Source organism: Bacillus sp. PK3-067, assembly GCF_056738645.1.
Window position 1 is genome coordinate 761,641 of the sequence record NZ_CP096490.1, and the last position, 24,071, is coordinate 785,711.

Sequence of the window (24,071 nt, forward strand, 5' to 3'; positions counted from 1 at the left end):
AGTGCTACCTCAATCTAACGGATTGAGGTAGCGTTGTTTCGAATGAAAGGTAGTGTTTATTGTGTATGCAGATGATTATGAACCGAAGTTTCAAAGGCGAACGCCAGAGGAATATTTAGAATATATTCGTCAGCAAAATCGCGGAAAGTTAAAGTTATATGTAGGAGCAGCTCCAGGCGTAGGAAAAAGTTATAAAATGCTCTTTGATGCAAGGGAAATGAAAAAAGATGGAATTGATATTGTAATTGGTTTAATTGAAACGCATGGAAGAAAAGAGACGGAAGAAGCAATTGCTGATTTAGAAAAAGTTCCTTTGAAAGAAATACAGTATAAAGGAAAGGTATTTTATGAGCTTGATGTGGAAGGAATAAAAAAACGCGCGCCGCAAGTAGTCGTAGTGGATGAACTTGCGCATAGTAATGTTCCTGGTTCTAAGCATAAAAAACGTTATATGGATGTGCAGGAATTGTTAGAGGCTGGTATATCGGTATTATCAGCTTTTAATATTCAACATTTAGAAAGTGTTCATGATATTGTAGCTCAAATTACGAATGTAAAAGTAAGAGAACGAGTTCCAGATTTTATTTTACAAAAAGCAAATGAAATTCAGCTCGTTGATGCAACACCGGAAGTACTTCGGAAGAGGTTAATAGACGGAAAGATATATAAAGAAGAAAAAATTCAGCAAAGCTTACAAAATTTCTTTACGCTTAATAATTTAGGAGCACTTAGGGAATTATCACTTCGCGAGGTGGCCGATGATATGGACGAGAAAATTAGCCAAACAGTAATAGAACCAATTGGCGTAAAAGAAAAAATTCTTGTTTGTGTACAATACAGTTCAACAGCGGAGAAATTAATAAGACGGGGATGGCGCATGGCTGATCGGTTAAATGCTGAATTGTATGTATTAAATGTTGAAAGAGAAAATATAGACTCTCTTTCAGCTGGTAAAAAACAAACAATTGAAGAGTGGAAGACGCTCACGAATCAATTTGATGCGAGTTTTGTATTAGAAGAAGCAAAGGGAAGAAAGCCAGCGGATGTTATTATTGAAGTCGCGAAAAGATTGCAAGTAACACAAATTTTACTTGGGCAATCAGCGAGAACGCGGTGGGAAGAAATTCGAAAAGGTTCTATTGTAAATGAAATTATGAGACAAACAAAGTATATTGATATTCATATTGTTGCGGATCAAAGAGGGTAAAATAGAGCCGACCTTTTTTGGGGCTCTATTTTGCTTTTTGTACAGAATGAAAACTTAGCATTTTCATTGTATATAAGATTACAAGTAAAAATATAATTGCGCCTAGGAAGAAAATCCAAAAGTAATTTTGGTTAAATAAAAGAAATCCACCTATAAGTGGCCCTGTGCCCATACCAAGATAGCGGATGAAGTTGTACATACCGATAGCTGTTGCGCGTTCTTGTACGAATTCTTCTGTTAATAAAGTAGTGTGAGTTGGCATAGAAAGTCCCATACTAAAACCGTACAAAGATGTAACGATAATGATGAATGGGATATTGATGTTATATGTGAAAGAGAATAAAACGACACATATAATATTGAAGAAACTCGTAATAAATAAAGCTTGCTTTGTTGTGAGGCGTTTTTGCAAAAACTTGTAGCAAAAACTTCCTAGCATGATAGAAAGAGACATTGGTACAAACATAAGACCAATTTTATTTACAGTTAAATGAAATGAATTTGTTAAAATACTCGGTAAAAAAACGAGAAAGCAAAAGTAAATACAAAATTGAATGAAGCCAATAAGAGTAATAGAAAATCCAGTTTTATTTTTTAAGATAAGAGAGTAATTCTTTTGTGCTTTAGATTGTTTAATTATATTTGGCTTTGTTTCTGGGAGTAGTGAAATGTTTATAATTAATAAGATAATGCCAAGTGTAGATAAAAAGAGAAATACAGATAAGTGACCATTTATACTGCCAAGATAACCACCTATGAGAGGAGCCATTGCAGGTGCGAGGGCAAGTAACATTTGGTATAGGCTCATCGCTTCTCCGCGTTCTTTTCCTTCAAATAAATCGCCGATAATCGTTGCTGAAACTACAGGTATAGCCGCTATTCCTATAGCTTGAACAGCTCTAAAAAAGAGAAATAAATAAATGTTTGCCGAAAAAGCACATCCGATTGAACCAATTGTACTAATGACTAAACTAGGGATAAGGACAGATTTTCTCCCTTTTGTATCAATTAAAGGTCCATATACGAGCTGCATAATTGCAAGAACGAATGTGAAAAGTGAAACTGTTACATTTACAAGATAAAGAGAAGTGTGAAAAGAATTTTGAATCATCGGTAAGATAGGTGTGTAAATATTTTGAGCGAAGGAACCGAGTAAGGCACTAATACAGACAACATATAAAATGAAAGTTAGTTTAGATTTTTTCATCTTGTTAACCTCCTTGTATTTTAGTTTCCTTGGAAACTAAATTTATTTTAACATGATTTTCTTACTTGTAAAGATGAAAAAATGGTTTTAAAATGGTATATAGTTAAATTGTTTCTTTGGAAACTTAGGAGGCGAACGGATTGAAGCATGCAACGAAGCAAATGGAAATACTGTCGGACATTCGTACACTTTTGCATAAAAAAGAAGAACATTTAAAACGACAAAATGAGAAGTTTCTTCGTGAGACAGGCGTAAGTAGTATGTCTTTATCTGAGTTACATGTAATCGAATGTATCGGAAAAAATGGTTTGATGAATGTAACGGCAATTACGACAGAAATGGGCATGACGAAGGGAGCAATCTCTAAAATTTGTACAAAGTTGTTTCAAAAGCAATTCGTTGAGAAGATGCAAATGTTAGATAATCAAAAAGAAATCTTCTTCAGCTTAACGGAGAGTGGGAATGAAATATATAAAGCTCATGAAAAATTGCATAAGCTAGCTGAAGAAAAGTGGTTGTTACTTTTAGATGGATATACGAAAGAAGAGCAAGACTTTATTCAAAGGTTTATAAAGGATGTCTCCGGTCATTTGGAAATATAATTGGAAGAAAAAACTCCTTTTTCTCAAGTCTTTTAAATATAATTTCTGAAAGAACTCATATATAATAGAAAAAGATACTTAACATGGTGAATAATTAAAGAGTCAATATATATAGAGGAGAGAGTAACATGCTTGAAAATACGGGGTTAGTATTAGAAGGCGGCGGTATGCGTGGTGTATACACGGGCGGAATATTAGAATACTTTATGGAACAAGATTTATATTTTCCATATGTAATCGGTGTATCAGCTGGTGCTTGTCATGCAGCGTCGTATCTTTCCAGACAAAGAAATAGAAATAAAACGGTCAATATTGATTATGCATCACATCCGAAATATTTATCGTATAAAAACTTATGGAGAAAACGTCAGCTATTTGATATGGATTTCATTTTTCACGAAATCCCAGAAAAGCATGTGCCGTTTGATTTTGAAACATACTTTAATAGCCCGGAACGTTTCCTTGTAGGAACGACGGATTGTGAAACAGGGCAATCAGTTTATTTTGAAAAAGAAGGCACGAATGATGATGCGCTAAATTTATTACAAGCGTCTAGTTCATTGCCTTTCATTGCACCAGTAGTAAATTATCGTGGTAAGCAACTGTTAGATGGCGGGATTTCTGATCCAATTCCAGTTCGTAAAGCACAGGAAGATGGATTTAAAAAATCAGTCGTAATTTTAACGAGAAATCATGGTTACGCAAAGAAAAAATCAAGATTTGGGTGGATTGCTGCGAAAGCTTATAAAAAATATCCGAACCTTGTGAACACGATGCTAAATCGTTATGAAGTGTATAATGAAACACTTCACTATATTGAAAAAGAAGAACAAGCTGGGAATTTATTTGTTATTCGTCCAGAAGTACCGCTTCAAGTAGATCGTATGGAAAAAGATACAGCAAAACTACAAAATCTATATGAGCAAGGCTATGAAGATGCAAAGAGACAATTTGCAGATTTGCAGGCGTTCTTGCAAAAATAAATATTAGGCTGTGGAGAAGAATTTCTCTGCAGCCTTTTTATATTGCTACTTATACGTTACTTTTTAAAAATGTATGAATGTTTAAGTGTTTAAAGAGTTTGTAAAACATAGAGGTGTCTTATTGAGGAGAATTTACTTGAGAGGTATTATGACGATGTAGCGCTACAAAACTATTTAATTTATAAGGTGATTATTAATGAAAGGAAAAGTTTTTTCAATTACGACTTTAGTATTATTAGCAACATCAATCTCAACAAGTGCATTCTATCCAACTCTAAGCGGTAACCTACTATCTTATAGAGCTCAAACTACTACGAATCAAAATGCATCTCGTTGTTCAGTAGCAATTTCTTTTATTAAATCAAATGGAAATAATTCATATATTGAAAGCGCTTCAGACAAATTAGGATCCCATGAATCTGGAAGAGTATTAAACGCAACTGTGAGTAATGGTGCATATAACGCCTTTGGTGCAAAAGGACTATACTCTGAGCATTATGCTAATGAAAATAATGACTATCAAGAAGATACACACAAAGGTACTTTTGATAGTAATGGTAACTTACGATTACAGTGGTAAAAAGCATTAAACAGTTGTCTTTATAAATATTTGGATAAGGAGATGTTCATCATCTCCTTCTTATTTAAAAGGAGCACAGACATGTACCTAGCTTTTAAAAATATAAAAAGCAATAAACTGTTTTTCTTAATTCTCCTTATGTCATTTTTTATTTCTTTTCTTTCTATATCAATAGCCGCACTTTTAACAGAATCTAAACGAAACTTTATATCTGCTTTTCAAATCGGTTTTCCAGAGAAGAATCAAATTTTAACTGTTCCGATAGCGAATGCAACTGAATTGGAAGAGATAATTCCTTTCATACAAGATATTTTTGTTAAAAGTGATATTTATGTAGAGCATTTAAAAGCATTAAATAGTTCAGGGGCAACAAAGATTATAGCTGTGAACTTAAAAGATGATTATTATTGGAAGCCATATATTTCTGAAGGACAATATTTTCATCGTGAAAATGTAAACAATATGGTTGTTGGCGATCAAACGAATGTAGAGGAGTTATATGAATTTGATGATACATATAAAAAAATAGGAACTATATCAAGAAAAGACAGTGACGTCGGTGTAGCAGGTATATACGTTCCACTTCAAAACTTACCTACTATATCTAAAAAAGGTATTATCGCGAGTAAACAATTACAATTAACAGTTGTTAATCCTACATCATCTATTCATAACGAAATAAAAAAGTTTATGGATAGGAGTAAAGAAGTGCTTTCGGGAGATGTTCAAATACTGAATGAACGAGATCTTCAGGAACTACATGTGACACATATAGATCCAGCAAATAAGTATTATTATAAATTCATTCTTGTTGCAATTGTTTCTGGCATTTCTGCGGTTTTATTTTGGATTTATAAAAAAGAAAGAGAGATTTCATTAAAAAAAGCAGTAGGTGCTTCTAATATATCTATTTACTGCGAACTATATATTCAAATTTTGTTTATTTCTCTAGTGGCGATGCTGTTGGTTTTTCTGGTGTTAGAAATGTTTTCTGGAACAATTCATACGTATTTTCAGACATACTTATTAAAACCGTTAACACCATATGTATTGGTATGTAATATTGTTTTTATAATTTTTCTTACAATGTTTGTTACTGTAATTCCAATCAAGCACATTATAAATATATATCCCGGAAAACATTTAAGAACGTAGGAGGTCTTCATGTTTTTTATATTTGATTCTATACGGTCTGTGAAAAAACGGTTATTACCAAGTTTGATTATAGTAATTTCTTTAATTATTGCATTTTCTTCAGCAATAGAATTTGTTAGTAATCTTTCGGGATATCGAAAAATGATGACGGTAGCAAATAATTTATCGACTCATAAAAATTTTTATGAACTTAATGCGACGCAAGATATAACATTGTTTAGCGAAGAAAAAGCAAAAAATGATTATCAACATTTCATGCAAGGGTTATCTAATACGATACCAATAACAAATAAAACAAATTATTTGTTCCGTAACTATTCACTTAGTTTAAAAAAAGAAAATGGAACGATAAAGACTCTTATTGTTGATAAAGATATTAATAAGTACTTTCATATACGAATTTCACAAGGCAGATATTTTGAGGAATCGGAATTTCATAAATCAGTATTTGATATTAGACCTGTTATATTAGGGGCTAATTATATAGAAAAGGTATCTATTGGTGATGTTATACCATCTGGAAAAATGAAGCTAAAAGTAATTGGCTTTTTAGAAAAAAAATTCACCATTTACATATCCTCGAAGTGGTGAAATATCGGATAATCGTATTACATTATTAGATGACATGGCGATTTTACCAATTGGAACAGAAGAAATAGAGTTCTATAGTGTAGAACTTTTATACAATGGGTTAATTATAGAAACAAAGGAGCAGATAAATATAAATGAATTTCAAAAGAAAGTATTAAAGGTAACGGAAGGTAAGGGTTATTCGTATTATGTTACAAATCCGAATAAATTGTTAGAAAATGAAAAACAAGGTATTGATAATATGTCATACCCCTTATTATTAAGCAGTACAGTCTTATTTTTTTCATTTCTATCTATTGTATTGACATCAATGGCAGCACTTTATATGGAACGTAAAAATATTTCTATTAAATCAGCGTTAGGTGCAAGCACTTTTCAAATATGTCTTCCATTTATTATTGAGTATATGTTGCTATTCGTTTTAGCGATATGTATAGGAATAATGTATTTTCAATGGGAGAATAGCGGAGTAATTGAAATTCAGAAAGGGCTAGAAAATAGTATAGTATCTTTCTTTGGAACGTTAAAAGTCTCTATAGAATCATTGGTTGTTATAGGTGCTTTATCACTTGTAATGATCCTCGTTATATATGCAATCATTTATTTCAATGTACTAAAAATAAAAAATACATATATGAAAGAGGTGTTATAGATGATTCAGCTCGCAAATGTGGCTAAGGGCTTTGGAAAGAATAATTTTAGTGCTTTAAAAGATATTAATCTTACAATAGAAAAAGGCGAAATGATAGCCATTATGGCCCCCTCTGGTTCGGGGAAGTCTACTCTCCTTAACATTATTGGCTTAATCGATACCCCCTCTGCTGGAAAGTATTTTTTAGATGGAATGGATACGAGTACATTAAAGCAAAACTATCATAAGTATAGAAACACGGAAGTTGGATTTGTGTTTCAAAACTTTTCGCTACTCGATGATTATACGATTATTGAAAATGTAATGCTTCCACTTGTATATAGAAGAATTTCTCATAAGAAACGTATGCAAATATCAAAAGAAATGCTGAAAATGGTAGGGCTTGAGAGGCATATTAACAAATATCCTTACGAGTTATCAGGAGGAGAACAGCAAAGAACAGCAATAGCAAGGGCTTTAGCACAAGATACAAAAATTATACTTGCTGATGAACCGACTGGTGCTCTTGATCAAGAAAATGGGGAAAAAATTATGAGTATTTTACAAGAGATTAATAAAGAAGGAAAAACAGTGCTAGTTGTTACACATGATCAAAAGGTAGCTGCATATTGTCAGAGGACGATAAGGTTACTTGATGGTTGTATGGTATAATATGGATAATGTTATGTGAAGAGGTGATACATATGGAAAATGTATATAAAGGACTTAGGCATACCGGATTTACTGCAATGCTTATTTTTGGAGGGGTATTTCTACTTCGCTGGCTCATACATGATGAGATGCTACTGGATCAGCTTATTGGATTTAGTGTAGGAATGGTAATGGTTGTTTCGTCAGTTTCCATTCAAAAGTATAGTAAAGAATTACAGATGAATGAGAAATATTAATAATTTTTAATTGCTGTTATCTTTTTCATAGTTTAGGAATAGTGGAGGCTTTCGTGTGATTTTCTTATTTGTAGTATATTTTGTTTTCATTATGACGTTGGTAATTACGTTTCTTCTTTCACAAAAGTCATATAAGAAGCCTATTATTAAATATATACCAACGTTAGTATTGTTTATTTTGGCTTTCATTTCTTCTGCTATGTTTGTATTGAATAATGGAATGGGAGAGCTGATGATATCGGTCTCTTTAGGGGTTGCAGCGATAGTGAACGGTCTTTTACTTCTTGTTTTGAAAGTAGTTCGTGTGATTGTTGCAAAGGGAAAGTAGAGCATCGAATTCGATGCTCTACTTTTTATTTACGCTTCTTTTTAATAAATGAAAAGGCTAAAGCTGTAATTAAAATGCTGCCTTTAATAATATCTTGTGCATAATAAGGGACGTTCATCATTGTGAGTCCATTTAATATAATTCCAATTAATACCGAGCCGAGGAATGTTCCGACTATATTTGGTTTCTTGGCACCGAACATTGCGTAACCGATATAGGCAGCTGCGACTGCATCCATTAATAATGGAGCACCAGCTGAAACTTGTCCTGTTCCAACGCGGCTGCATAGAATAATGCCGCCAATAGAAGCTAGTAAACCACTAATCATATAAGCATATACACGGTAACGATCAGTAGGAATACCGGCTAATCTAGCAGCTTCTCGATTCCCACCAGTCATATAAAAGAAACGACCGTACGTTGTTTTTTCTAAAAATAGATGTGCAATTAAAACGACAGTAAGCATGATAATGACAGGGACTGGAATTCCTAAGACGGAACCTTGACCGAGAAATAAAAAAGATGGAATAAAATGTCCTGTTGCACCGGACATTCCTTCATAAATTGAAGATCCTTTTGAAAATGTTAAGTGTAGTCCATTGACGATATACATGATACTTAATGTAGCTAGTAAATCAGGTAGTTTAATTCGGATAACGAGTAGTGCATTTAATAATCCAACTAATAATCCACAAAGAATAGGAACAAGGAGTGTAACTAATAGTTCTTGTCGATATAAAACGAGACAAGAAGCAGCTGCAATTGTTGCTAAACTAGCGGTAGAGCCGACTGATAAATCAAACCCATCTACAATCAATGTAAAGGTAACGCCGATTGCAAGTAACGTTACGATGGAGATAGAACGTAAAATATCACTAATATTGTTATATGTTAAAAAAGAGTCATTGACGATAGAGAAAAAAATTGTAACACCTATAATAATAGCAATTGTACTAAATTGATAAAAAAGATGAGTAGGTAAATATAGTTTCTTAGTTTTCGTTTTATGAACGAGATTCAATGGAATAGCTCCCTTCAGATAAATGTAAAAGCTGTTCAGGAGATAGTTCGCTTGGTAAGTATTCACCTACAAATTCTCCGTTTGCCAGTATAAGAATGCGATCAGCGATATGCAACGCTTCATCTTGTTCTCCTGTGAAATAAATTACGGAACTTCCGTTTTCTGTAATGTTGCGAATGAATTGAAAAATGTCTTGTTTCGCAGCGATGTCTACACCTTTAGTTGGCTCGTCTAAAAGAAATAGATTAGGTTTGAATCCACTCCACTTTGCAATTGAGACTTTTTGTTGGTTTCCACCGCTAAGTGAATGAATAAGTGCCTTTGGGTCATTTGGTGAAATACCGAAAGAAGAAATTGCTGTAGTAGCATCATTTAATTCGGTTTGTTTTCGTTTCCAACCTGATTGATGTAAATTTGTGTGACTTATAATATCTTCCGAAAGAAATACGCCTTGTTTTCTTCTTTCTTCTGGTACAAGTGCGATTTTCGCTTTAATCGCATCTCGTGGTGTTTTAATCGTTAGTTTTTGACCGGCTATTTCTGCGTGATAAGTATGAAGAGCACCAAATAACGTTTCAGCAAGTGTTGTTTTTCCACTTCCAATTAATCCGTATATCACAACAGTTTCTCCTTTTCGTATTGTAAGAGAAAGGGGAGAATGACCTTCGTGTAATAGAAGCTCTTGTACTTTAAATAGTTCCTCGCTCCCGGTTTTTGGTGCTGTATTAATAGGAAGTGTAAGTTGTTTTCCAGTCATCGCTTCCACAATTTGTTGATCTGTAATCGTTGTAATGGTTTCAGAAAGGGCAACTTGACCGTTATGTAATACAGTTACATCATCCGCGAAATTTCGAATCTCTGATAAACGATGAGAAACTAAAAGGATGCCAATTCCTTTTGATGTTAAATCTTTTAATAGTTTCCCAAAGGTTTCAACTTCTTTTGGTCCAAGAGAAGAAGTAGGTTCATCTAATAAAAGGTAATTTGTATTGTTAGATAAAGCTCTTGCGATAAGAAGTAATTGTTTTTCATGTAATGAACAGTTTGAAACATCTTCCGAAACATTTAAATTTACCTGTACAGTTTGCAAATGTTGTTTAGCAAGTGCGACTAATTTGGACTTTGAAAATAGTACTTTATTTTGCATTGCTAAATGATCGATTAGTACATTTTCTAATACAGATAATCCGGGAATAAGTCCGTGATCTACTTCTTGTGTTACGAAAGAAATGCCATGCTTTTTTGCATCGCGCGGTGAAGTAAAGGAAACAGACTGAGTATCAATTTTTATATCGCCAACAACTGGTTGAATTTCACCAGTTGCTATTTTTAGTAAAGTACTTTTTCCTGCACCGTTCATGCCTAGTAAAGCGTGTACTTTTCCTTTTTGAATATGAATAGAAACATCTTCTAGAACAGGTGTAGCGACATGATAAGAATGTGTAATGTTTTGAAGAGAGAACGTCATCATTTTTTCTCCTTCTCTAATTTTTTCATCCAAGGGGAATATGCATCTTTTGAGTCTCCCCAACCGTTTATATATTTTGATAACTGATCCATTGTTATATTTTCTTTTGGTAAACTATTTTTCTTTACTAAATAAGGTTCTAGTGAATAAATATCTGGCGTTTGTTCACCAGCAATTTTTTTGTATAAAAATCGTACTTGAACCTTACCTACTTCAGCTGGATCAGTTGCAGCTGTAGCAGTCCAAGGTGAGTTTTCTTTTTGCATGAGTTGTAAATCCTCATTACTTAAGTCAATGCCATATACTTTTATATCTGTACGACCAGCTTGTTCAAGTGCTTTAACAGTCCCTTTAGCAAACTCATCCCACGAAGCGAAAATAGCTTGTAAATCGCCTTTTTTCGGATATTTCTTTAGTAAAGCTTCTACTTGTGTTTGTGTATCGAGTGGCGTGTTATTACTAGCAGTACCGAATCTTGCGATTTCTTTTATATTTGGATACCGTTTATAAAAAGCATCAATGATAACATTGCGACGTTCCATTGGAGCAAATCCGCCGACCCATACAACTGCGATATTTCCTTGTCCATTCAAATCTTCCGCTAATGTTTTTAATGATTTCCATGCAAGACTATAGTCATCTTGATCAATAATTGTCACACCTGGCAAGCGTAGATCGTTATCGAACGCAACTACGGGAATGTTCGCTTGTAACGCTTTTTCTACTCCAGGTTTTAGTGCTTCAGAACGGCCATGATCAATTAAAATACCATCCACTTTTGAATTAATAGCAGTATCTAAATTTGCAGCCATTTTTGCTAAATCGTTATCAGAATTGTAGACTTGTACACTGCCGCCAAATAGCTCAACTTGTTTTTTGACACCCTCAATATATTGAGAGGAAAAAGTTCCGATGGACATTTGCATAATTAATGCGATTTTTAATGGCTTCTTCATTTGGCTTGGAATTTCTGTTTGTAATTGATTTTCTACCGTTGTAGTCGCCTTTCTCACAGTTTGTTGCTTTTGTGAAGAGATAGTATCTTGTTCATTTGTACAAGCTGCTAATGTAAATAAGAGAAAAATAAGTACGATGGAACATAATTTTTTCATAAAAAAATCCCTCCTAAACTAAAAAGAGAGAGGAGGGAGTGAAAATAAAAAACGCCTTTTCATATAGAAAAGACGCCTTATCATATTACTCTTATCTTTCAACACAATGTGTTGTAAGAATTAGCACCGTGCCCATAAATGGGTCGGTTGCCGGGCTTCGTAGGGCTCATCCCTCCACCTGCTCTTGATAAGACATCCGATATTTAACTATTTTGAATTATTCCACAAACGAATGGTATTGTCAAACAGTATTTATAAAAAAATCCCTCAGGAAGAGGGATTTTAATGTGGTAAGAATATCAATTGATAAGCAAACAAAATTCCAAATACATATACAAGTGGGTGAACAGCACGGAATTTACCTTTTGCCACTTTCATAAGTGGGTATGAAATAAATCCAAGTGCGATACCTGTTGCGATACTTGATGTAAGTGGCATGCTTAAGATTACTAAGAATGCTGGGAATGCTTCATCAAATGCGTCCCAATCGATGTGGCGAACTGAACCCATCATAAGACTACCAACGATAATTAATGAGGGTGCAGTAATAGCTGATACACCAGAAACAGCACTTACTAATGGGCCGAAGAATGCTGCTAGTGTGAATAGAACCGCTACTGTAACAGTTGTTAAACCAGTACGACCACCAGCTGCAACACCAGCAGATGATTCAATGTAAGCTGTTGATGGTGTCGTTCCGAACATAGAACCAATAGTTGCTGAGAATGAGTCAGATAGAAGAGCTCGTCCTGCTTTTGGAAGCTTTCCGTCTTTCATAAATCCACCTTGTTGTGCAACGCCAAGTAATGTACCTGTTGTATCGAATAGTGTAACAAGGAAGAATGAGAATACAACGCCGTATAATCCGTAGTTAATTACGTCAGATACAGCAGTAATTGGATTTGAAACGATAATTCCTTCTGGTAAACCAGGCATTGATGTAACACCGTTTGAGAATGATAATTGTCCCGTGAAGAAAGCGATAATACCAGTTAATAGCATCCCGATAAATAGTGCGCCATTTACATTTAAAGACATAAGGACAATTGTAATTCCAAGTCCAGCTAATGCTAGTAGTACTGGAGCAGAGTGAAGATCACCAAGTCCAACTAAGTTTGCATCATTTTTTGTAACGATACCTGTTAAACGTAAACCGATAAAGGCGATAAATAGCCCGATACCAGCAGTAATTGCATGTTTTAAGTTTTCAGGAATTGCTTCCATTAATTTTGTACGGAAAGATGTAAATGATAGCAAAATTAAAATCATACCTGCTACGAATACAGCAGAGAATGCAATTGCGAAAGTCATGCCTTCATGCGCTTTTACAACAGAGTAAGAGAAGTAAGCATTTAATCCCATACCTGGCGCGATTGCGATTGGTAAGTTTGTAAAGATTGCCATAAATAATGTTCCGACAACAGCAGCGATAATTGTTGCTGTAAATGCTTGTTCAAATGGAACACCTGCATCTCCAAGGATAACAGGGTTTACGACAATGATATATGCCATTGTTAAGAAGGTAATAATACCTGCCATAATTTCAGTTTTAATAGAAGTTTTATGTTTTGAAAGGTTAAACATATAAACATCCTTTCTGTTTACGAATAATTTTCACAACAGTTATATATAATATTCGTTTTTTATCTATTTTGCAATAGTTTTGCATAAAAAGTTTATAACAATTCATATTTTGTGTCTTAAATTCGAATATTAATCGTAAAACGATGTGTGAATTTCAGCTTTTTATTGTGCACATGCTAAGGAAAAGGAGTTGAAAGCAGCTATGCCACAGCAAAAAAACTTTATAACAATGCCTGCGCAACATCAAAATAAGCAGCCAGGTATTGAATCATTAATGAGCCCCCTTCCGCAGTTTGAAGATGCAAACTATAAAGGAAGTGAAAAGTTAAAAGGGAAGAATGTGTTAATTACGGGAGGAGATAGCGGAATTGGACGAGCAGTTTCCATCGCTTTTGCAAAAGAGGGAGCAAATGTTGCGATTGCTTATTTAGATGAGGAAGAAGATGCAAATGAGACGAAACAACGTGTTGAAAAAGAAGGTGTAAAGTGTGTATTGTTGCCGGGGGATTTGAGTAATGAACAGCATTGTAAAGATATTGTGGAAGAAACCGCCCGGCAGTTAGGTAGTTTAAATATTTTAGTGAATAACGTTGCACAGCAATATCCGCAGCAAGGGCTAGAGTATATTACAGCAGAACAGCTAGAAAAAACATTTCGTATTAATATTTTTTCTTATTTTCACGTTACGAAAGCAGCCCTTTCTCATTTGAAGAAAGGGGATGTCATTATAAATACGGCATCTATCGTTGCATATGAAGGAAATGAAACGTTAATTGATTATTCCGCAACGAAAGGAGCAATCGTAGCTTTTACAAGATCACTTTCTCAATCGTTAGTGCAAAAAGGGATTCGGGTAAATGGTGTTGCACCAGGCCCGATTTGGACACCGCTTATTCCATCGAGCTTTGATGAGAAGAAAGTCTCTCAGTTTGGGAGCAATGTCCCGATGCAACGGCCTGGTCAACCATATGAATTAGCGCCGGCATACGTATACTTGGCATCTGGTGATTCATCCTATGTTACTGGGCAAATGATACATGTAAATGGGGGCGTTATTGTAAATGGATAGTTTTCATTTATAAGAGCAAAGTAATGTTAATTCCACTTATTATAGGGAGCGCTAGGGGGGATATAGCTGAAAAAGTTATGTTTCATCATACTATTATTTTTCATCCTACCGGTTAGTGCTTTTGCTAATACAGATCATTTAATATTAGTAAATCTTACGACGAACCAGTTGTCTTTTTTTGAAAATGGAAATTACACAAAAACATTTCCAGTAACGACTGGAAGAGATCGTACACCTACGCCTGAAGGTAATTTTTGTATTATAACTAAATTTAAAAATAAAGAATACCATCGAAAAAAAATACCTGGGGGTGCACCGAATAACCCTCTTGGTACGAGGTGGCTTGGACTAGATAAGAATGAATATGCAATTCACGGGACGAACCGGGAATGGACGATTGGAAGTAGGGAATCAAATGGCTGTATTCGTATGCATGACAGGGATATACAATGGTTATATGACCGAGTACAATTACAAACAAAAGTAATCATTTCTCGTTTTCATACGAGCCCCGAATATGAAGCGAATAAACTTGGTTATCGCGTTGTGAGCTGGAATGGTCGAAAAATAGAAAAAGAACAAATTGGAGTACTTACGTTAGTAGACCGCGCGGATATATATTGGCAAGAACCAAATGGACAGTTAACGAAAGTGAAAACGGTATTGCCAAATGAAAGATATCCAGTGTACTCAAAACGAAAAGATGGAATATATTATATAGGAAACAATTCGTATATTATAGATGAAACAGGAGAGAAAGTTCGTTACGAGCAAATTCCTTCTTCGATTTTAAGTAATATATATAAACGGAAATACAATGTTCCGTAATGGCTACCGTATTATAGACGGTAGCTTATTTATACTTGGAGTTTAACTGCAACTATTGTATTTTGCTGAATATAATACAGTACAGATAGGGGGCGGTTATATTATGAAAAGTGAATTTGCGTTTAAAGTTTTCTTAGTAACGACCTGTTTATTTATCGTGTATTTATATGCGTTTCTCGTCTTTTCTTTTTATGTTCCATATGTTGATTTAATATTATTCTTCGGATTTATTTGGGCGTTTGTGAAAGCGAGGGAAGGAGAGAAGAGTATATATCGGCGCATTACCCTATGCGGGACGGCCGTTCTCGTTATTTTGTACTTTTTTATTATGCATGATTTTTGGAGAGGAATGTAAAAAAAGCATACGATTAATCGTATGCTTTTATATCTGTTAATGATGGAAGAGAGGCAATTGCACCGTAATTTGTACATGTGATAGCGCCTACTTTATTTGCAAAGGAGATAAATGCTGTTAAGTCTTTGAAATGATACGAAAGTGTATGTTCACTTTGGGCAATCTGATATAACATTGCTCCAACGAAAGCGTCACCAGCACCAGTTGTATCGACTTGTTGAATGGAAATAGAAGAGACAATAGTTTGACCTTCATTTGTCGCAAGAAGGGTACCGTCTTTTCCAAGTGTAATAGCTACTACTTTTGCGCCATAATTTAATAATTTGAGTGCAGCTTGTTGTAAATCACTCTCTTTAGAGAGCATAGTAGCTTCCTCTTGACTTACTTTTACGAAGTGTGCATGTTTTATAAAGGTTAGACAATCTTGAGAGAATTGTTCTGTATTTGTAATGAGTGCACTTCGATAATTTGGATCAAAAGAAATGAAATGGCCTTTATCTTTCGCATATTGTAACAACTGAAAATACGTTTCTTTTAATGGGCTTGATAGTAAAGCTGTCGCTGAACCGAAATGTATTAAATCATTCGTTTGTATTTTTGATAAATCAATGCTATTGAATTGATATTCACCATCTGCACCACGCATAAAAGTAAAATCACGTTCGCCATCTTGATCGATGGATACGAATGCAAGTGTTGTTTGTTTATCTTTTATGAGCATGGATGTATCGACTTGCGCACGCTGTAAAGTTTGTTCAAGAAACTCACCAAATGGGTCGTTTCCTACTTGCCCCATAAATGTAGCGTGTCCACCTAATTTTGTAATCGCAGCAGCAACGTTAGCGGGTGCTCCACCAGCTTTTTTTTCGAAATCTGAACCGTTTACTAAAGAAACATTAGTATTTCGGCACACAAAATCAATTAATAGTTCACCTATACAAAAGACATTTCTCATACAATCCCTCTTTTCAGCTTATATTGTGTGATGGTAAAGTTTAGTTTTGCATCTGAAAAGATTGCGATATGATGTTTCATGTCTTTTCGAGGAAAAACTCGGGACGTAAAGACTGTTGAACCATCGTATAAGAAAATTTCCACGATGCTTTTATCTACAAATATTTGTAGTTCTATCGTATCTTGAATATCGATTTTTTTACAGCGTTCAAATCCATATTCTCCGCCAAATTGATGGTAGAAGTTGCCCCTGTCTATAGAAATAGTACCTTGTTCCCGATTAAATGTAATGGGGAAACATTCCTCCTCATTGTGGAAGAGAGAAAGACCAAAACGTTTTGCATCTTCTGTTTTAAGTGTAACAATTAATTCATAGGAGTCTTCATCATCAAGCGTTGATAATACATTTAATCCAGCTGTTATATCTCCTGAAATGTCTTTTTTTGTTGTTCGTAGTTTTGTTAATTCTGAAACTGGTTTTTGTTTTAAGATGTTATCTTCTAATGTTAATTCACGTGGAAGTGTTAGGCAATGAGCCCACATATAATCATCAGAAGGATATGTGATTTCACTTGATCCTGCCCAAGCAAACAATAGGCGACGACTAGTAGAGTCTTCTAAAGTTTGAGGGGCATAAAAATCGAACCCTTTATCAGCTTCGTAATAGGAATCAACATGGAAATATAAATTTTTAATATCGAAATGGCCTATAGCATAAACGACATTGTATACATTGTGAAAGTTTTCTCCGTCTTTTTCAATTCCTTGCGGTGAAAAGAGAAGTACATCTTTCCCTGATAATTGGAAGTAATCGGGGCATTCCCACATAAATCCGAATTCTTTTAAGTTTGTTGTAATTTCGCCTTGGAAATGCCAATTGTATAGGTCTTGTGATTTGTATAGTAATAGAGTTCCTGTTTTATTTTCACGTTGGGCACCGAGTAACATATAGTACATATCATTATGTTTCCAGACTTTTGGATCACGTACATGTTTTGTATATCCGTCAGGAATTATATCAATAACAGGATTATTACTATATTTCATCATCGTATATTGTGAATCCATTGTTGCCATACATTGTTTTGCATCACGGGAATCATCAGGCTTTTTTATGTTCCCTGTATAAAGTAGATGAAGAAGGCCATCTTTTACGATAGCACTACCAGAATATGCACCGTGTGATTCATAGCTTTCAGTAGGGATGATGGCTACAGGCATACGCTCCCAGTTAATAAGGTCTTTTGACCTCACATGCCCCCAATGCTTCATTCCATGAATGGGACCAAATGGATACCACTGATAAAAAACGTGATATTCATCATTGTAGTATGATACACCGTTAGGATCATTCATTAATCCAAATGGTGGGTGGATATGATAAATTGGTTTCCATGAATCTTGGTTTGCAATTTCATATAAAGAATGTAATTCGTCTTTATTAGATTGCAGTATTGTTTTATATTTTGACATAGGTTTTCACCCCGTTATTATTTACTTTCTTTATATAAAATGAATGTGGCAACAAAAGCAGTGATAACTGCAATAGCGAAACCAATTATATAGTGAATCATGTTCATCATGCCAAGAGGTGCAACAATTGTAAGCATCGGAATACCTGTTAAACCGTATGCATTAGCCGCTACTTGCATCCAAACAACGTAAGCGCCTCCAATTGCGCCGCCAATAGCTGCTGCAATAAATGGTTTACCAAGTTTTAAATTGACACCAAAAATAGCTGGTTCTGTAATTCCTAAAAATGCTGAAGCTGCTGCTGGAATTGCAATTTCTTTCGTTTTTTTGTTTTTTGTTTTGAAATAGACAGCTAAAGTAGCACCGCCCTGTGCAACGTTCGCCATTGACCAAATAGGGAGTAAGAAATTGACACCGATATCTTTATTTGCGAGTAAGCCCGCTTCAATAGCGTGGAAGCTATGATGTAAGCCAGTAAGAACAATTGTTGAATACAATCCACCGAATATAAGTCCAGCTACTGGTCCTGCAAATTGATAAATTGTATTTAAAAGGTACGTAATGCCGTCACCGATTTTATATCCAATTGGTCCGATAATAATAAGTGATAAAAAGCCAGTTATAATAATTGTTAAGAATGGTGTAACTAATAAATCTAAAGAGTTCGGAACACGTTTTCGAAGTTCTTTTTCAATTGTACTCATAACATATACACATAATAAAATAGGTAAAACAGTACCTTGATAGCCAATCATATCAATATCCATACCAAGGAAATGTAAAACTGTGGGTTTTGCATTTGAAAGAGTCCAAGGATTTGTTAAGCTTGGGTGAGTTAATATACCACCAACAACTGCACCTAAGAAAATGTTTCCACCAAATTCTTTAGCGGCACTAACTCCAATTAAAATGGGTAAAATGATGAAAGCTGCACTTGAGAACATATCAAGTAATTGGATAAGTGAGTGATCTCCAGGAACTAATTTAAACGCTTTCAACATTCCGAGTAGACCCATAAGTAAACCGCTTGCAACGATAGCTGGAATAATTGGAACAAAAATATTAGATAGTGTCTTTGCTAGGCGGGCGATAGGATTCATTTTTTTCTTAGGTATATCGTTTGATGTTGTAGAATCTAGTTCGGCTATTCCAATTAGTTTTGAGAATTCATCATATACTTTGTTTACTATGCCAGTTCCAAAAATAATTTGATATTGCTCGGTCGTTGCAAAAGCACCTTTTACTCCATCGATGTTTTCGATTTCTGCAGCGTTTATTTTCGTATCATCCTTTAATATAAGACGAAGGCGAGTCGCGCAATGTGTGGCACGAACAATGTTTTCCTTTCCACCAATATTCTGTATTACTTGAGTTGCAATTTGTTTCATATCCATAAAAATTCCCCCTTACTATAAATTCTCTTTTATGGAACCGGTTCCGTAATAAGTTAAAATAAAAAACAGGGAAATGATGTTGAAAATCCTGTTTTTAAAATGTGGAACCGGTTTTAATTTTATTATAGAGTGCCTTTATATTTTGTCAACGCTTTCTTGGATTTTTAATGTATAACGGGAGTGTAATATTTTTGGTATAGTTTTGTTTTCAACAAGCTGTGAAAGAGAAGTGGCAGCAAGCTTTCCAGCATACTCATAGTCAAACGCAATTGTCGTTAAACTAGGGTGTACCATTTCTGAAATATCATATCCACCGAATCCTGTTACAGAAATATCACCTGGTACAGAAAGAGAGTGGGAGTGAATGACTTTCATTGCGCCAAGAGCGATGTTATCTGTAGCACATACGATAAGAGTTGGGCGATTATTATCTAAAATATGTTGTACTTGTTTCATGGCATCTTCTATGCGGAAAGTTGTTTCGTAATATGAAACGTTGCAAGTCGGTTCTAAATTTTCAATTGCTTTTTGAAAACCATTTTTTCGATTTATTCCAACAGAAATATCATCTTTTTCTATCCCTAAATAGGCAATATGTCGATGGCCTTGCGATAAAACGTATGCCCCTAACTCATAAGCTGCATCATAATCATCGTGAACGAGGCAATATTGATCTTTATATTCTTGCCCGACGAATAAAATAGGGATGTTTGAATTAGCCATAATTTTTTGATGTTCATTCGTCAATGTTTTTGTTAATAAAATAATGCCAGCTACCTTTTGTTTTATAAAGTTTTCAATTGCTTGTATTTCAGTTCCGGTTGTTTGATTTGCATTTGCTACAAGCATTTGATAGTTATTTTCCTGTAATGTTTTATCGATCCCGATAAGTGTTTTCATTGTAGCGAAGGAGTCTAATCGGGGGATGATGACACCAATTAAATTTGTTGTTTTTGCTTTTAAACTTTGAGCAAATGTATTGGGAGAGAAATTTGTTTCTTGAATAATACCTTCGATTTTAAGTTTTGTTTTATCACTTACATATCCGCCGTTTAAGTAACGAGAGACTGTGCTTTTTGCAACTCCAGCCAATTTGGCGATATCTGCAATTGTTTTAGCCATAGTATTTCACCTTCGTATTCATAAAAATGTTAACTTTATTATAGGGAGAATTAGAGATGACGTAAACAAGAAGAGGGAAAGAAAAAACCACCTCACGTATATGAGGTGGAATAATTGTTAATATCTAGGCTTAAATGTATGACAACAAGTCTCTACACTCGTTGCTACAGAACTTTCTAGCGTCTCGTTTGTTAAAACAGCAGCTGTATATGAATCATTTTCAGTTTGACCAGTTTCATCTGCATCAGGCTGAACGATGATCGCACTTGCTTGACAAAAGTTACCTTGTCCCCAAAAAGAACAGTTGGAAACAGAACATCTTACTTCTGGCATAAAACCCCCTCCTTATACATTAGTGTGGGATTTTACGCCCATTTCATGTGTAGAAGGAGTTTCCTTTTCTAATTACTTTTTCGTTTGTTCAAGCCATTCTTTTAATTTGTCTTTCGGCTGTTCACCGCTAATACGGCTCACTTCTTTGCCATCTTTAAAATGAATGATTGTTGGTGTACCTTGAATTTTATATTCATCCCAAGGAGCATCTAATTTTTCAATATCCATAACTTTCATATCAACGTTCAAGTCTTTAGCCATTGGCACTACGACAGGAGATAATTTTTGGCAATGAACGCAAGATGTTTGATAAAAGTATACTGTTTCTTCTTTTTTCTCTTTTAAGTTCTTTTGAAGATCTGAAAGAGAAATTTTATTTGTGTAGTAGTCAGGACCATCTGTTTGACTACCAGTAGCATTATCAATTTTTTGGCTAGTTGAAGCGTTTTTTTCTTCCATTTGTGTTACAGCGAAAATTGCCGCAAACAAGGCGATAATAATACCACCAAATATAAGCATTTTTTTCATTCTTTCATCTCCTTATTTGTTTTTGATGACAATAAAGCTACAAACAGCGATTGTAATAAAGCCGATAAGTGCTAAAAACGGGATTGTCACAAAACCGAACCAGTTTATGTATTCTCCCGTACATGGTACACGTCCACAAGCTGCCCCAGCAGCTGAAAATGCTGCGACTTTTTGAATTGCATAGTGATATAAAGAAATACAAGCACCAATAGTTGCGATTGGTAAAGAATAACTTGCAATGCGATAATCTTTCTTTGCTACAGCGATACCAAGCCATAAAACGAATGGATACATAAAAATACGTTGATACCAACAAAGAACACAAGGCTCAAATTTCATGATTTCGGAAAAGTACAGACTTCCTAGTGTAGCGATAAAAGAAGCTCCCCATGCGGTAAGTAAAGCATATTCTTGCTTTTTTTCTCGTCCCATATTTTATACCTCTCTTATAATAGTTACATACTAAATTATAGTATGAAGTAGTATGGAAAAGAAAGAAAAAATATGTTTATCAATAAAAGTTTTATAAGGAGAAACTTTTATTGATATAAACATTTTAAAAAAGCGCCATTCTCCGGAAGAGAATAGCGCTATATTTTACATTTGAATTTGTTCTACTTCTTCTACATGCGACTTTTGGGATGCGTGGTCAATATATTGAAATAGGAGCTGCAATTGTTTATCAACTTCTGGAAGTTCTTTACTGTATTGATAAGCGTGTAAAAAATGCTCAATACGTTTAGAAAATAATTGATCGTTCGTTTGAACCATGAGAACGAGTAATTTATCCCAATTACAGCAATACGTGTAATAGAGAGCTTTATCATAGTCGTTATATGTTTGCACTGTGTACCCTCCTTACCGAGAGTTATATATAGTGTGTGATAAGTAAGGGGAAATACACTTGAAAGAATTTGTTAAGAAAAAAAGTGAATGAAAAGAAAAAACGAGGAGTTTCCTCGTTTTTTAAGCTTTTGGCATTGGCGTAGGTGTTGGTTTGCCATAGCCTTCTTTGTATTTATTATCGATATAGTTACGAATTTCAAGCGTTGATTTTCCTTTTTGTTTCATGGAAGCAGATTCAACTGCGATTTCTAGGCAATTGACGCAAGTCGTTGCATGGGAGTCCCAAACAACTTCACCATTCTTTTTAATTTCACGAATAAAGCAGTTTTTATTATTTTTATGTCCTACACTTTCACCGCAACCACAATAGCATGGAATCCAATCTAATAGTTCTGCATTTTGTCCAGCGACAGTGTAGATATCTTTCATTTGTGGATCAAGCTTGTCTAGGAAGGTAGGAAGTGTGTCGACTCCTTTTGTTTTCTCTTGAATGTCAGCTTGCTGAGTGTGCGATGCGTGGTCATGTTCTTCTTTTTTTGATTCAGAAGATTTTTGGTCATTTGTACTAGTACTTCCGCATCCAGCAAGAATTAAGCTTAGTACTGCAAGTAAAGAAAATACATACTTTTTCATTCGCTTGTCCCCTTTACAAATGTATTAATCAAATTGTATCAGACTAAGGGACACCTAGGGAGAAGTTTTTTTTGAACGATTTTTGAAGTACCATCTTAGTGAATGAAACAAAAATAAAATTGGGATATAAGCGTATACAATATATAAACCCGCTTGAGATAGTACGGTATTTAATGTGTTGATACTTTCACGGTTTGTGAAAAGTAGAGAAGCTGAAAATATGATGAAAATAAAAAACGGTAATGTAAATTTAAATGAAATATGAAAGGAACGCTTCATCGTTTGACATGATGACCAAATGGTTAAGCAGAGGTTTGGTAAAATAATTAAAAACCAAACGAAAATAATAATATATTCAAAGCGCTGGATAAAAGGAACTTTAATTATTTTTAACATCGTTAAAGTAGGCCAAATAGTACGGTTTAATTGTCCCTCGCTGTAATACATAAAAGATACGATAGCTAAAACTACATAAATTAAGGTGCTAAAAGCAATTCCAGCATGGGCCCATCGCTTTAAAGATTTTCCTTTTTCAATAAAGGGATAAAAGATAAGAATTGTTTCAAACCCCAGAAATTCCAATGCGGATTGTTTTGCAGATATAAGCATGTCAAAAGGTGAATGTGTAAAAATAGGTAAAATATTACGAAAATGAGCATATTTCATTGGATAGATTAAAAAGAATACAACGAAAATAGGAAGAACAATACCCCAAAAACATATCCCTGTCACAGAACGGAAGCCACCTTTTATAATGTAGTAAGTGACTAATAAAAACATAAGCGTAAGTTTCCATAACTTAATGGTAGGGAAAATCCAAACTTGTATCACTTCCATATACGTACGAAGAACCGTAAGGCAAAATAATAAGCAATAAAGAGTGAAAATTACAGAAAATATAGAGCCAACCCATTTTCCAAAGGTTGTTGTATGAATGCTAATTAAATCTCCGTCTTTTTCAAGCATTTTTAACATACAAAACAGCACAATATGAGTTGCAATTCCCGCAATAATAAGAGAAATCCAGGCATCATAACCAGCGTTTTTTAAAATTACACGTTGATATCCGAGAATTCCTATACCAATCTGGAGAGAATGCAATAAAATAAATGCAAAATATGGAGAGACTGTCTTTGTTTTATTCATTGTATTCATTGCT

General features: G+C 34.5%; 26 protein-coding genes, 1 pseudogene and 1 riboswitch. Of the genes and pseudogenes, 12 read left to right on the top strand and 15 right to left on the bottom strand.

Going from position 1 to position 24,071, the window contains the following annotated elements; all coding sequences use genetic code 11:
• Positions 1-52: 52 nt before the first annotated feature.
• On the top strand, positions 53-1,207 hold the full coding sequence (gene kdpDN, locus M1D73_RS03940; RefSeq protein WP_086408028.1) for a KdpD-like non-kinase potassium sensor: 1,155 nt from the start codon (positions 53-55) through the stop codon (positions 1,205-1,207).
• A gap of 25 nt (positions 1,208-1,232) precedes the next feature.
• On the opposite strand, the gene M1D73_RS03945 is transcribed toward kdpDN, so the two are convergent.
• A complete protein-coding gene (locus tag M1D73_RS03945; protein WP_086408027.1) occupies positions 1,233-2,414 on the bottom strand; it encodes an MFS transporter in 1,182 nt (393 codons plus the stop codon).
• Positions 2,415-2,554: 140 nt separating this feature from the next.
• Between M1D73_RS03945 and M1D73_RS03950 the strand changes: the two genes are divergently transcribed.
• The 8 genes and pseudogenes from M1D73_RS03950 to M1D73_RS03985 all read left to right on the top strand — a co-directional run bounded on the left by M1D73_RS03950 (position 2,555) and on the right by M1D73_RS03985 (position 8,192).
• Complete coding sequence (locus tag M1D73_RS03950) at positions 2,555-3,016, top strand: MarR family transcriptional regulator (RefSeq protein WP_000679680.1); 462 nt, start codon at positions 2,555-2,557, stop codon at positions 3,014-3,016.
• Between the two features lie 128 nt (positions 3,017-3,144).
• Complete coding sequence (locus M1D73_RS03955; RefSeq protein WP_000892679.1) at positions 3,145-3,999, top strand: patatin-like phospholipase family protein; 855 nt, start codon at positions 3,145-3,147, stop codon at positions 3,997-3,999.
• A 196-nt stretch (positions 4,000-4,195) separates the two neighbouring features.
• Positions 4,196-4,579, top strand: coding sequence for a hypothetical protein (locus M1D73_RS03960; RefSeq protein WP_121868523.1), 384 nt, complete (start codon positions 4,196-4,198; stop codon positions 4,577-4,579).
• Positions 4,580-4,660: 81 nt separating this feature from the next.
• Complete coding sequence (locus tag M1D73_RS03965; protein ID WP_000280225.1) at positions 4,661-5,734, top strand: ABC transporter permease; 1,074 nt, start codon at positions 4,661-4,663, stop codon at positions 5,732-5,734.
• Positions 5,735-5,743: 9 nt separating this feature from the next.
• Positions 5,744-6,977: pseudogene (locus M1D73_RS03970) on the top strand (ABC transporter permease).
• On the top strand, positions 6,978-7,628 hold the full coding sequence (locus M1D73_RS03975; RefSeq protein ID WP_086408025.1) for an ABC transporter ATP-binding protein: 651 nt from the start codon (positions 6,978-6,980) through the stop codon (positions 7,626-7,628).
• A gap of 8 nt (positions 7,629-7,636) precedes the next feature.
• Positions 7,637-7,864 carry a hypothetical protein gene (locus M1D73_RS03980; RefSeq protein WP_002195168.1) on the top strand — a complete coding sequence of 76 codons (228 nt, stop codon included), beginning with the start codon at positions 7,637-7,639 and terminating at the stop codon, positions 7,862-7,864.
• 55 nt (positions 7,865-7,919) lie between these two features.
• Positions 7,920-8,192, top strand: coding sequence for a sugar ABC transporter ATPase (locus M1D73_RS03985; protein WP_086408024.1), 273 nt, complete (start codon positions 7,920-7,922; stop codon positions 8,190-8,192).
• Between the two features lie 25 nt (positions 8,193-8,217).
• Here M1D73_RS03985 and M1D73_RS03990 read toward each other — a convergent pair whose 3' ends face one another.
• The 4 genes from M1D73_RS03990 to M1D73_RS04005 all read right to left on the bottom strand — a co-directional run bounded on the left by M1D73_RS03990 (position 8,218) and on the right by M1D73_RS04005 (position 13,377).
• Positions 8,218-9,213, bottom strand: coding sequence for an ABC transporter permease (locus M1D73_RS03990; protein WP_086408023.1), 996 nt, complete (start codon positions 9,211-9,213; stop codon positions 8,218-8,220).
• Entirely contained in the window at positions 9,197-10,684 is a 1,488-nt protein-coding gene (locus M1D73_RS03995; protein ID WP_002164630.1) for a sugar ABC transporter ATP-binding protein, read from the bottom strand. The genes M1D73_RS03990 and M1D73_RS03995 overlap by 17 nt, the downstream gene beginning before the upstream one ends.
• Positions 10,681-11,793, bottom strand: coding sequence for a sugar ABC transporter substrate-binding protein (locus M1D73_RS04000; protein ID WP_086408022.1), 1,113 nt, complete (start codon positions 11,791-11,793; stop codon positions 10,681-10,683). The genes M1D73_RS03995 and M1D73_RS04000 overlap by 4 nt, the downstream gene beginning before the upstream one ends.
• Positions 11,794-11,881: 88 nt before the next feature.
• A riboswitch (SAM riboswitch) is annotated at positions 11,882-11,987 on the bottom strand.
• Positions 11,988-12,075: 88 nt separating this feature from the next.
• Entirely contained in the window at positions 12,076-13,377 is a 1,302-nt protein-coding gene (locus M1D73_RS04005; RefSeq protein WP_121868522.1) for an NCS2 family permease, read from the bottom strand.
• A 202-nt stretch (positions 13,378-13,579) separates the two neighbouring features.
• Here M1D73_RS04005 and M1D73_RS04010 point away from each other — a divergent pair, with 202 nt between their 5' ends.
• From M1D73_RS04010 to M1D73_RS04020, 3 genes are all read left to right on the top strand, one after another.
• The gene (locus M1D73_RS04010; protein WP_001136261.1) at positions 13,580-14,446 is read left to right on the top strand and encodes an SDR family oxidoreductase; all 867 of its coding nucleotides are present in this window, start codon (positions 13,580-13,582) and stop codon (positions 14,444-14,446) included.
• A gap of 66 nt (positions 14,447-14,512) precedes the next feature.
• Entirely contained in the window at positions 14,513-15,274 is a 762-nt protein-coding gene (locus M1D73_RS04015; RefSeq protein WP_025921749.1) for a L,D-transpeptidase, read from the top strand.
• Positions 15,275-15,377: 103 nt separating this feature from the next.
• Positions 15,378-15,629, top strand: a complete 252-nt coding sequence (locus M1D73_RS04020; protein ID WP_000834195.1) for a hypothetical protein — start codon at positions 15,378-15,380, stop codon at positions 15,627-15,629.
• A gap of 13 nt (positions 15,630-15,642) precedes the next feature.
• Here M1D73_RS04020 and M1D73_RS04025 read toward each other — a convergent pair whose 3' ends face one another.
• From M1D73_RS04025 to M1D73_RS04070, 10 genes are all read right to left on the bottom strand, one after another.
• Positions 15,643-16,584 (bottom strand): carbohydrate kinase family protein, encoded by a 942-nt coding sequence (locus M1D73_RS04025; protein WP_001246640.1) that lies wholly within the window; start codon positions 16,582-16,584, stop codon positions 15,643-15,645.
• Positions 16,581-18,056, bottom strand: coding sequence for a beta-fructofuranosidase (scrB, locus tag M1D73_RS04030; protein ID WP_086408021.1), 1,476 nt, complete (start codon positions 18,054-18,056; stop codon positions 16,581-16,583). Before scrB ends, M1D73_RS04025 begins: the two co-directional genes overlap by 4 nt.
• A gap of 17 nt (positions 18,057-18,073) precedes the next feature.
• Entirely contained in the window at positions 18,074-19,450 is a 1,377-nt protein-coding gene (locus M1D73_RS04035; RefSeq protein WP_000367320.1) for a sucrose-specific PTS transporter subunit IIBC, read from the bottom strand.
• Between the two features lie 135 nt (positions 19,451-19,585).
• Positions 19,586-20,572, bottom strand: coding sequence for a LacI family DNA-binding transcriptional regulator (locus M1D73_RS04040; protein ID WP_001140402.1), 987 nt, complete (start codon positions 20,570-20,572; stop codon positions 19,586-19,588).
• A 117-nt stretch (positions 20,573-20,689) separates the two neighbouring features.
• Positions 20,690-20,905, bottom strand: coding sequence for a DUF1540 domain-containing protein (locus M1D73_RS04045; RefSeq protein WP_001115482.1), 216 nt, complete (start codon positions 20,903-20,905; stop codon positions 20,690-20,692).
• A 72-nt stretch (positions 20,906-20,977) separates the two neighbouring features.
• Positions 20,978-21,433, bottom strand: a complete 456-nt coding sequence (locus M1D73_RS04050) for a thioredoxin family protein (RefSeq protein WP_000738435.1) — start codon at positions 21,431-21,433, stop codon at positions 20,978-20,980.
• A gap of 12 nt (positions 21,434-21,445) precedes the next feature.
• Positions 21,446-21,865: a disulfide formation protein C gene (locus M1D73_RS04055; protein ID WP_000532265.1), complete on the bottom strand. Its 420-nt coding sequence runs from the start codon at positions 21,863-21,865 to the stop codon at positions 21,446-21,448.
• Between the two features lie 165 nt (positions 21,866-22,030).
• On the bottom strand, positions 22,031-22,279 hold the full coding sequence (locus M1D73_RS04060) for a YhdB family protein (RefSeq protein WP_001195459.1): 249 nt from the start codon (positions 22,277-22,279) through the stop codon (positions 22,031-22,033).
• 120 nt (positions 22,280-22,399) lie between these two features.
• On the bottom strand, positions 22,400-22,912 hold the full coding sequence (locus M1D73_RS04065; protein WP_000761036.1) for a PCYCGC domain-containing protein: 513 nt from the start codon (positions 22,910-22,912) through the stop codon (positions 22,400-22,402).
• A 54-nt stretch (positions 22,913-22,966) separates the two neighbouring features.
• Positions 22,967-24,067, bottom strand: coding sequence for a GerAB/ArcD/ProY family transporter (locus tag M1D73_RS04070; protein ID WP_001095038.1), 1,101 nt, complete (start codon positions 24,065-24,067; stop codon positions 22,967-22,969).
• Positions 24,068-24,071: the final 4 nt, after the last annotated feature.

Excerpts from the sequence above, each read along its gene's own strand:
- M1D73_RS03945 (WP_086408027.1), bottom strand. The coding sequence starts at position 2,414 with ATGAAAAAATCTAAACTAACTTTCATTTTATATGTTGTCTGTATTAGT.
- M1D73_RS04010 (WP_001136261.1), top strand. The coding sequence starts at position 13,580 with ATGCCACAGCAAAAAAACTTTATAACAATGCCTGCGCAACATCAAAAT.
- M1D73_RS04055 (WP_000532265.1), bottom strand. The coding sequence starts at position 21,865 with ATGGGACGAGAAAAAAAGCAAGAATATGCTTTACTTACCGCATGGGGA.
- M1D73_RS04050 (WP_000738435.1), bottom strand. The coding sequence starts at position 21,433 with ATGAAAAAAATGCTTATATTTGGTGGTATTATTATCGCCTTGTTTGCG.
- M1D73_RS03955 (WP_000892679.1), top strand. The coding sequence starts at position 3,145 with ATGCTTGAAAATACGGGGTTAGTATTAGAAGGCGGCGGTATGCGTGGT.
- M1D73_RS04065 (WP_000761036.1), bottom strand. The coding sequence starts at position 22,912 with ATGAAAAAGTATGTATTTTCTTTACTTGCAGTACTAAGCTTAATTCTT.
- M1D73_RS03975 (WP_086408025.1), top strand. The coding sequence starts at position 6,978 with ATGATTCAGCTCGCAAATGTGGCTAAGGGCTTTGGAAAGAATAATTTT.
- M1D73_RS04000 (WP_086408022.1), bottom strand. The coding sequence starts at position 11,793 with ATGAAAAAATTATGTTCCATCGTACTTATTTTTCTCTTATTTACATTA.
- M1D73_RS04025 (WP_001246640.1), bottom strand. The coding sequence starts at position 16,584 with ATGAGAAATGTCTTTTGTATAGGTGAACTATTAATTGATTTTGTGTGC.
- M1D73_RS04020 (WP_000834195.1), top strand. The coding sequence starts at position 15,378 with ATGAAAAGTGAATTTGCGTTTAAAGTTTTCTTAGTAACGACCTGTTTA.
- M1D73_RS04035 (WP_000367320.1), bottom strand. The coding sequence starts at position 19,450 with ATGGATATGAAACAAATTGCAACTCAAGTAATACAGAATATTGGTGGA.
- M1D73_RS03965 (WP_000280225.1), top strand. The coding sequence starts at position 4,661 with ATGTACCTAGCTTTTAAAAATATAAAAAGCAATAAACTGTTTTTCTTA.
- scrB (WP_086408021.1), bottom strand. The coding sequence starts at position 18,056 with ATGTCAAAATATAAAACAATACTGCAATCTAATAAAGACGAATTACAT.
- M1D73_RS04040 (WP_001140402.1), bottom strand. The coding sequence starts at position 20,572 with ATGGCTAAAACAATTGCAGATATCGCCAAATTGGCTGGAGTTGCAAAA.
- M1D73_RS03980 (WP_002195168.1), top strand. The coding sequence starts at position 7,637 with ATGTTATGTGAAGAGGTGATACATATGGAAAATGTATATAAAGGACTT.
- M1D73_RS04045 (WP_001115482.1), bottom strand. The coding sequence starts at position 20,905 with ATGCCAGAAGTAAGATGTTCTGTTTCCAACTGTTCTTTTTGGGGACAA.
- M1D73_RS04070 (WP_001095038.1), bottom strand. The coding sequence starts at position 24,067 with ATGAATACAATGAATAAAACAAAGACAGTCTCTCCATATTTTGCATTT.
- M1D73_RS03960 (WP_121868523.1), top strand. The coding sequence starts at position 4,196 with ATGAAAGGAAAAGTTTTTTCAATTACGACTTTAGTATTATTAGCAACA.
- M1D73_RS04005 (WP_121868522.1), bottom strand. The coding sequence starts at position 13,377 with ATGTTTAACCTTTCAAAACATAAAACTTCTATTAAAACTGAAATTATG.
- M1D73_RS03995 (WP_002164630.1), bottom strand. The coding sequence starts at position 10,684 with ATGATGACGTTCTCTCTTCAAAACATTACACATTCTTATCATGTCGCT.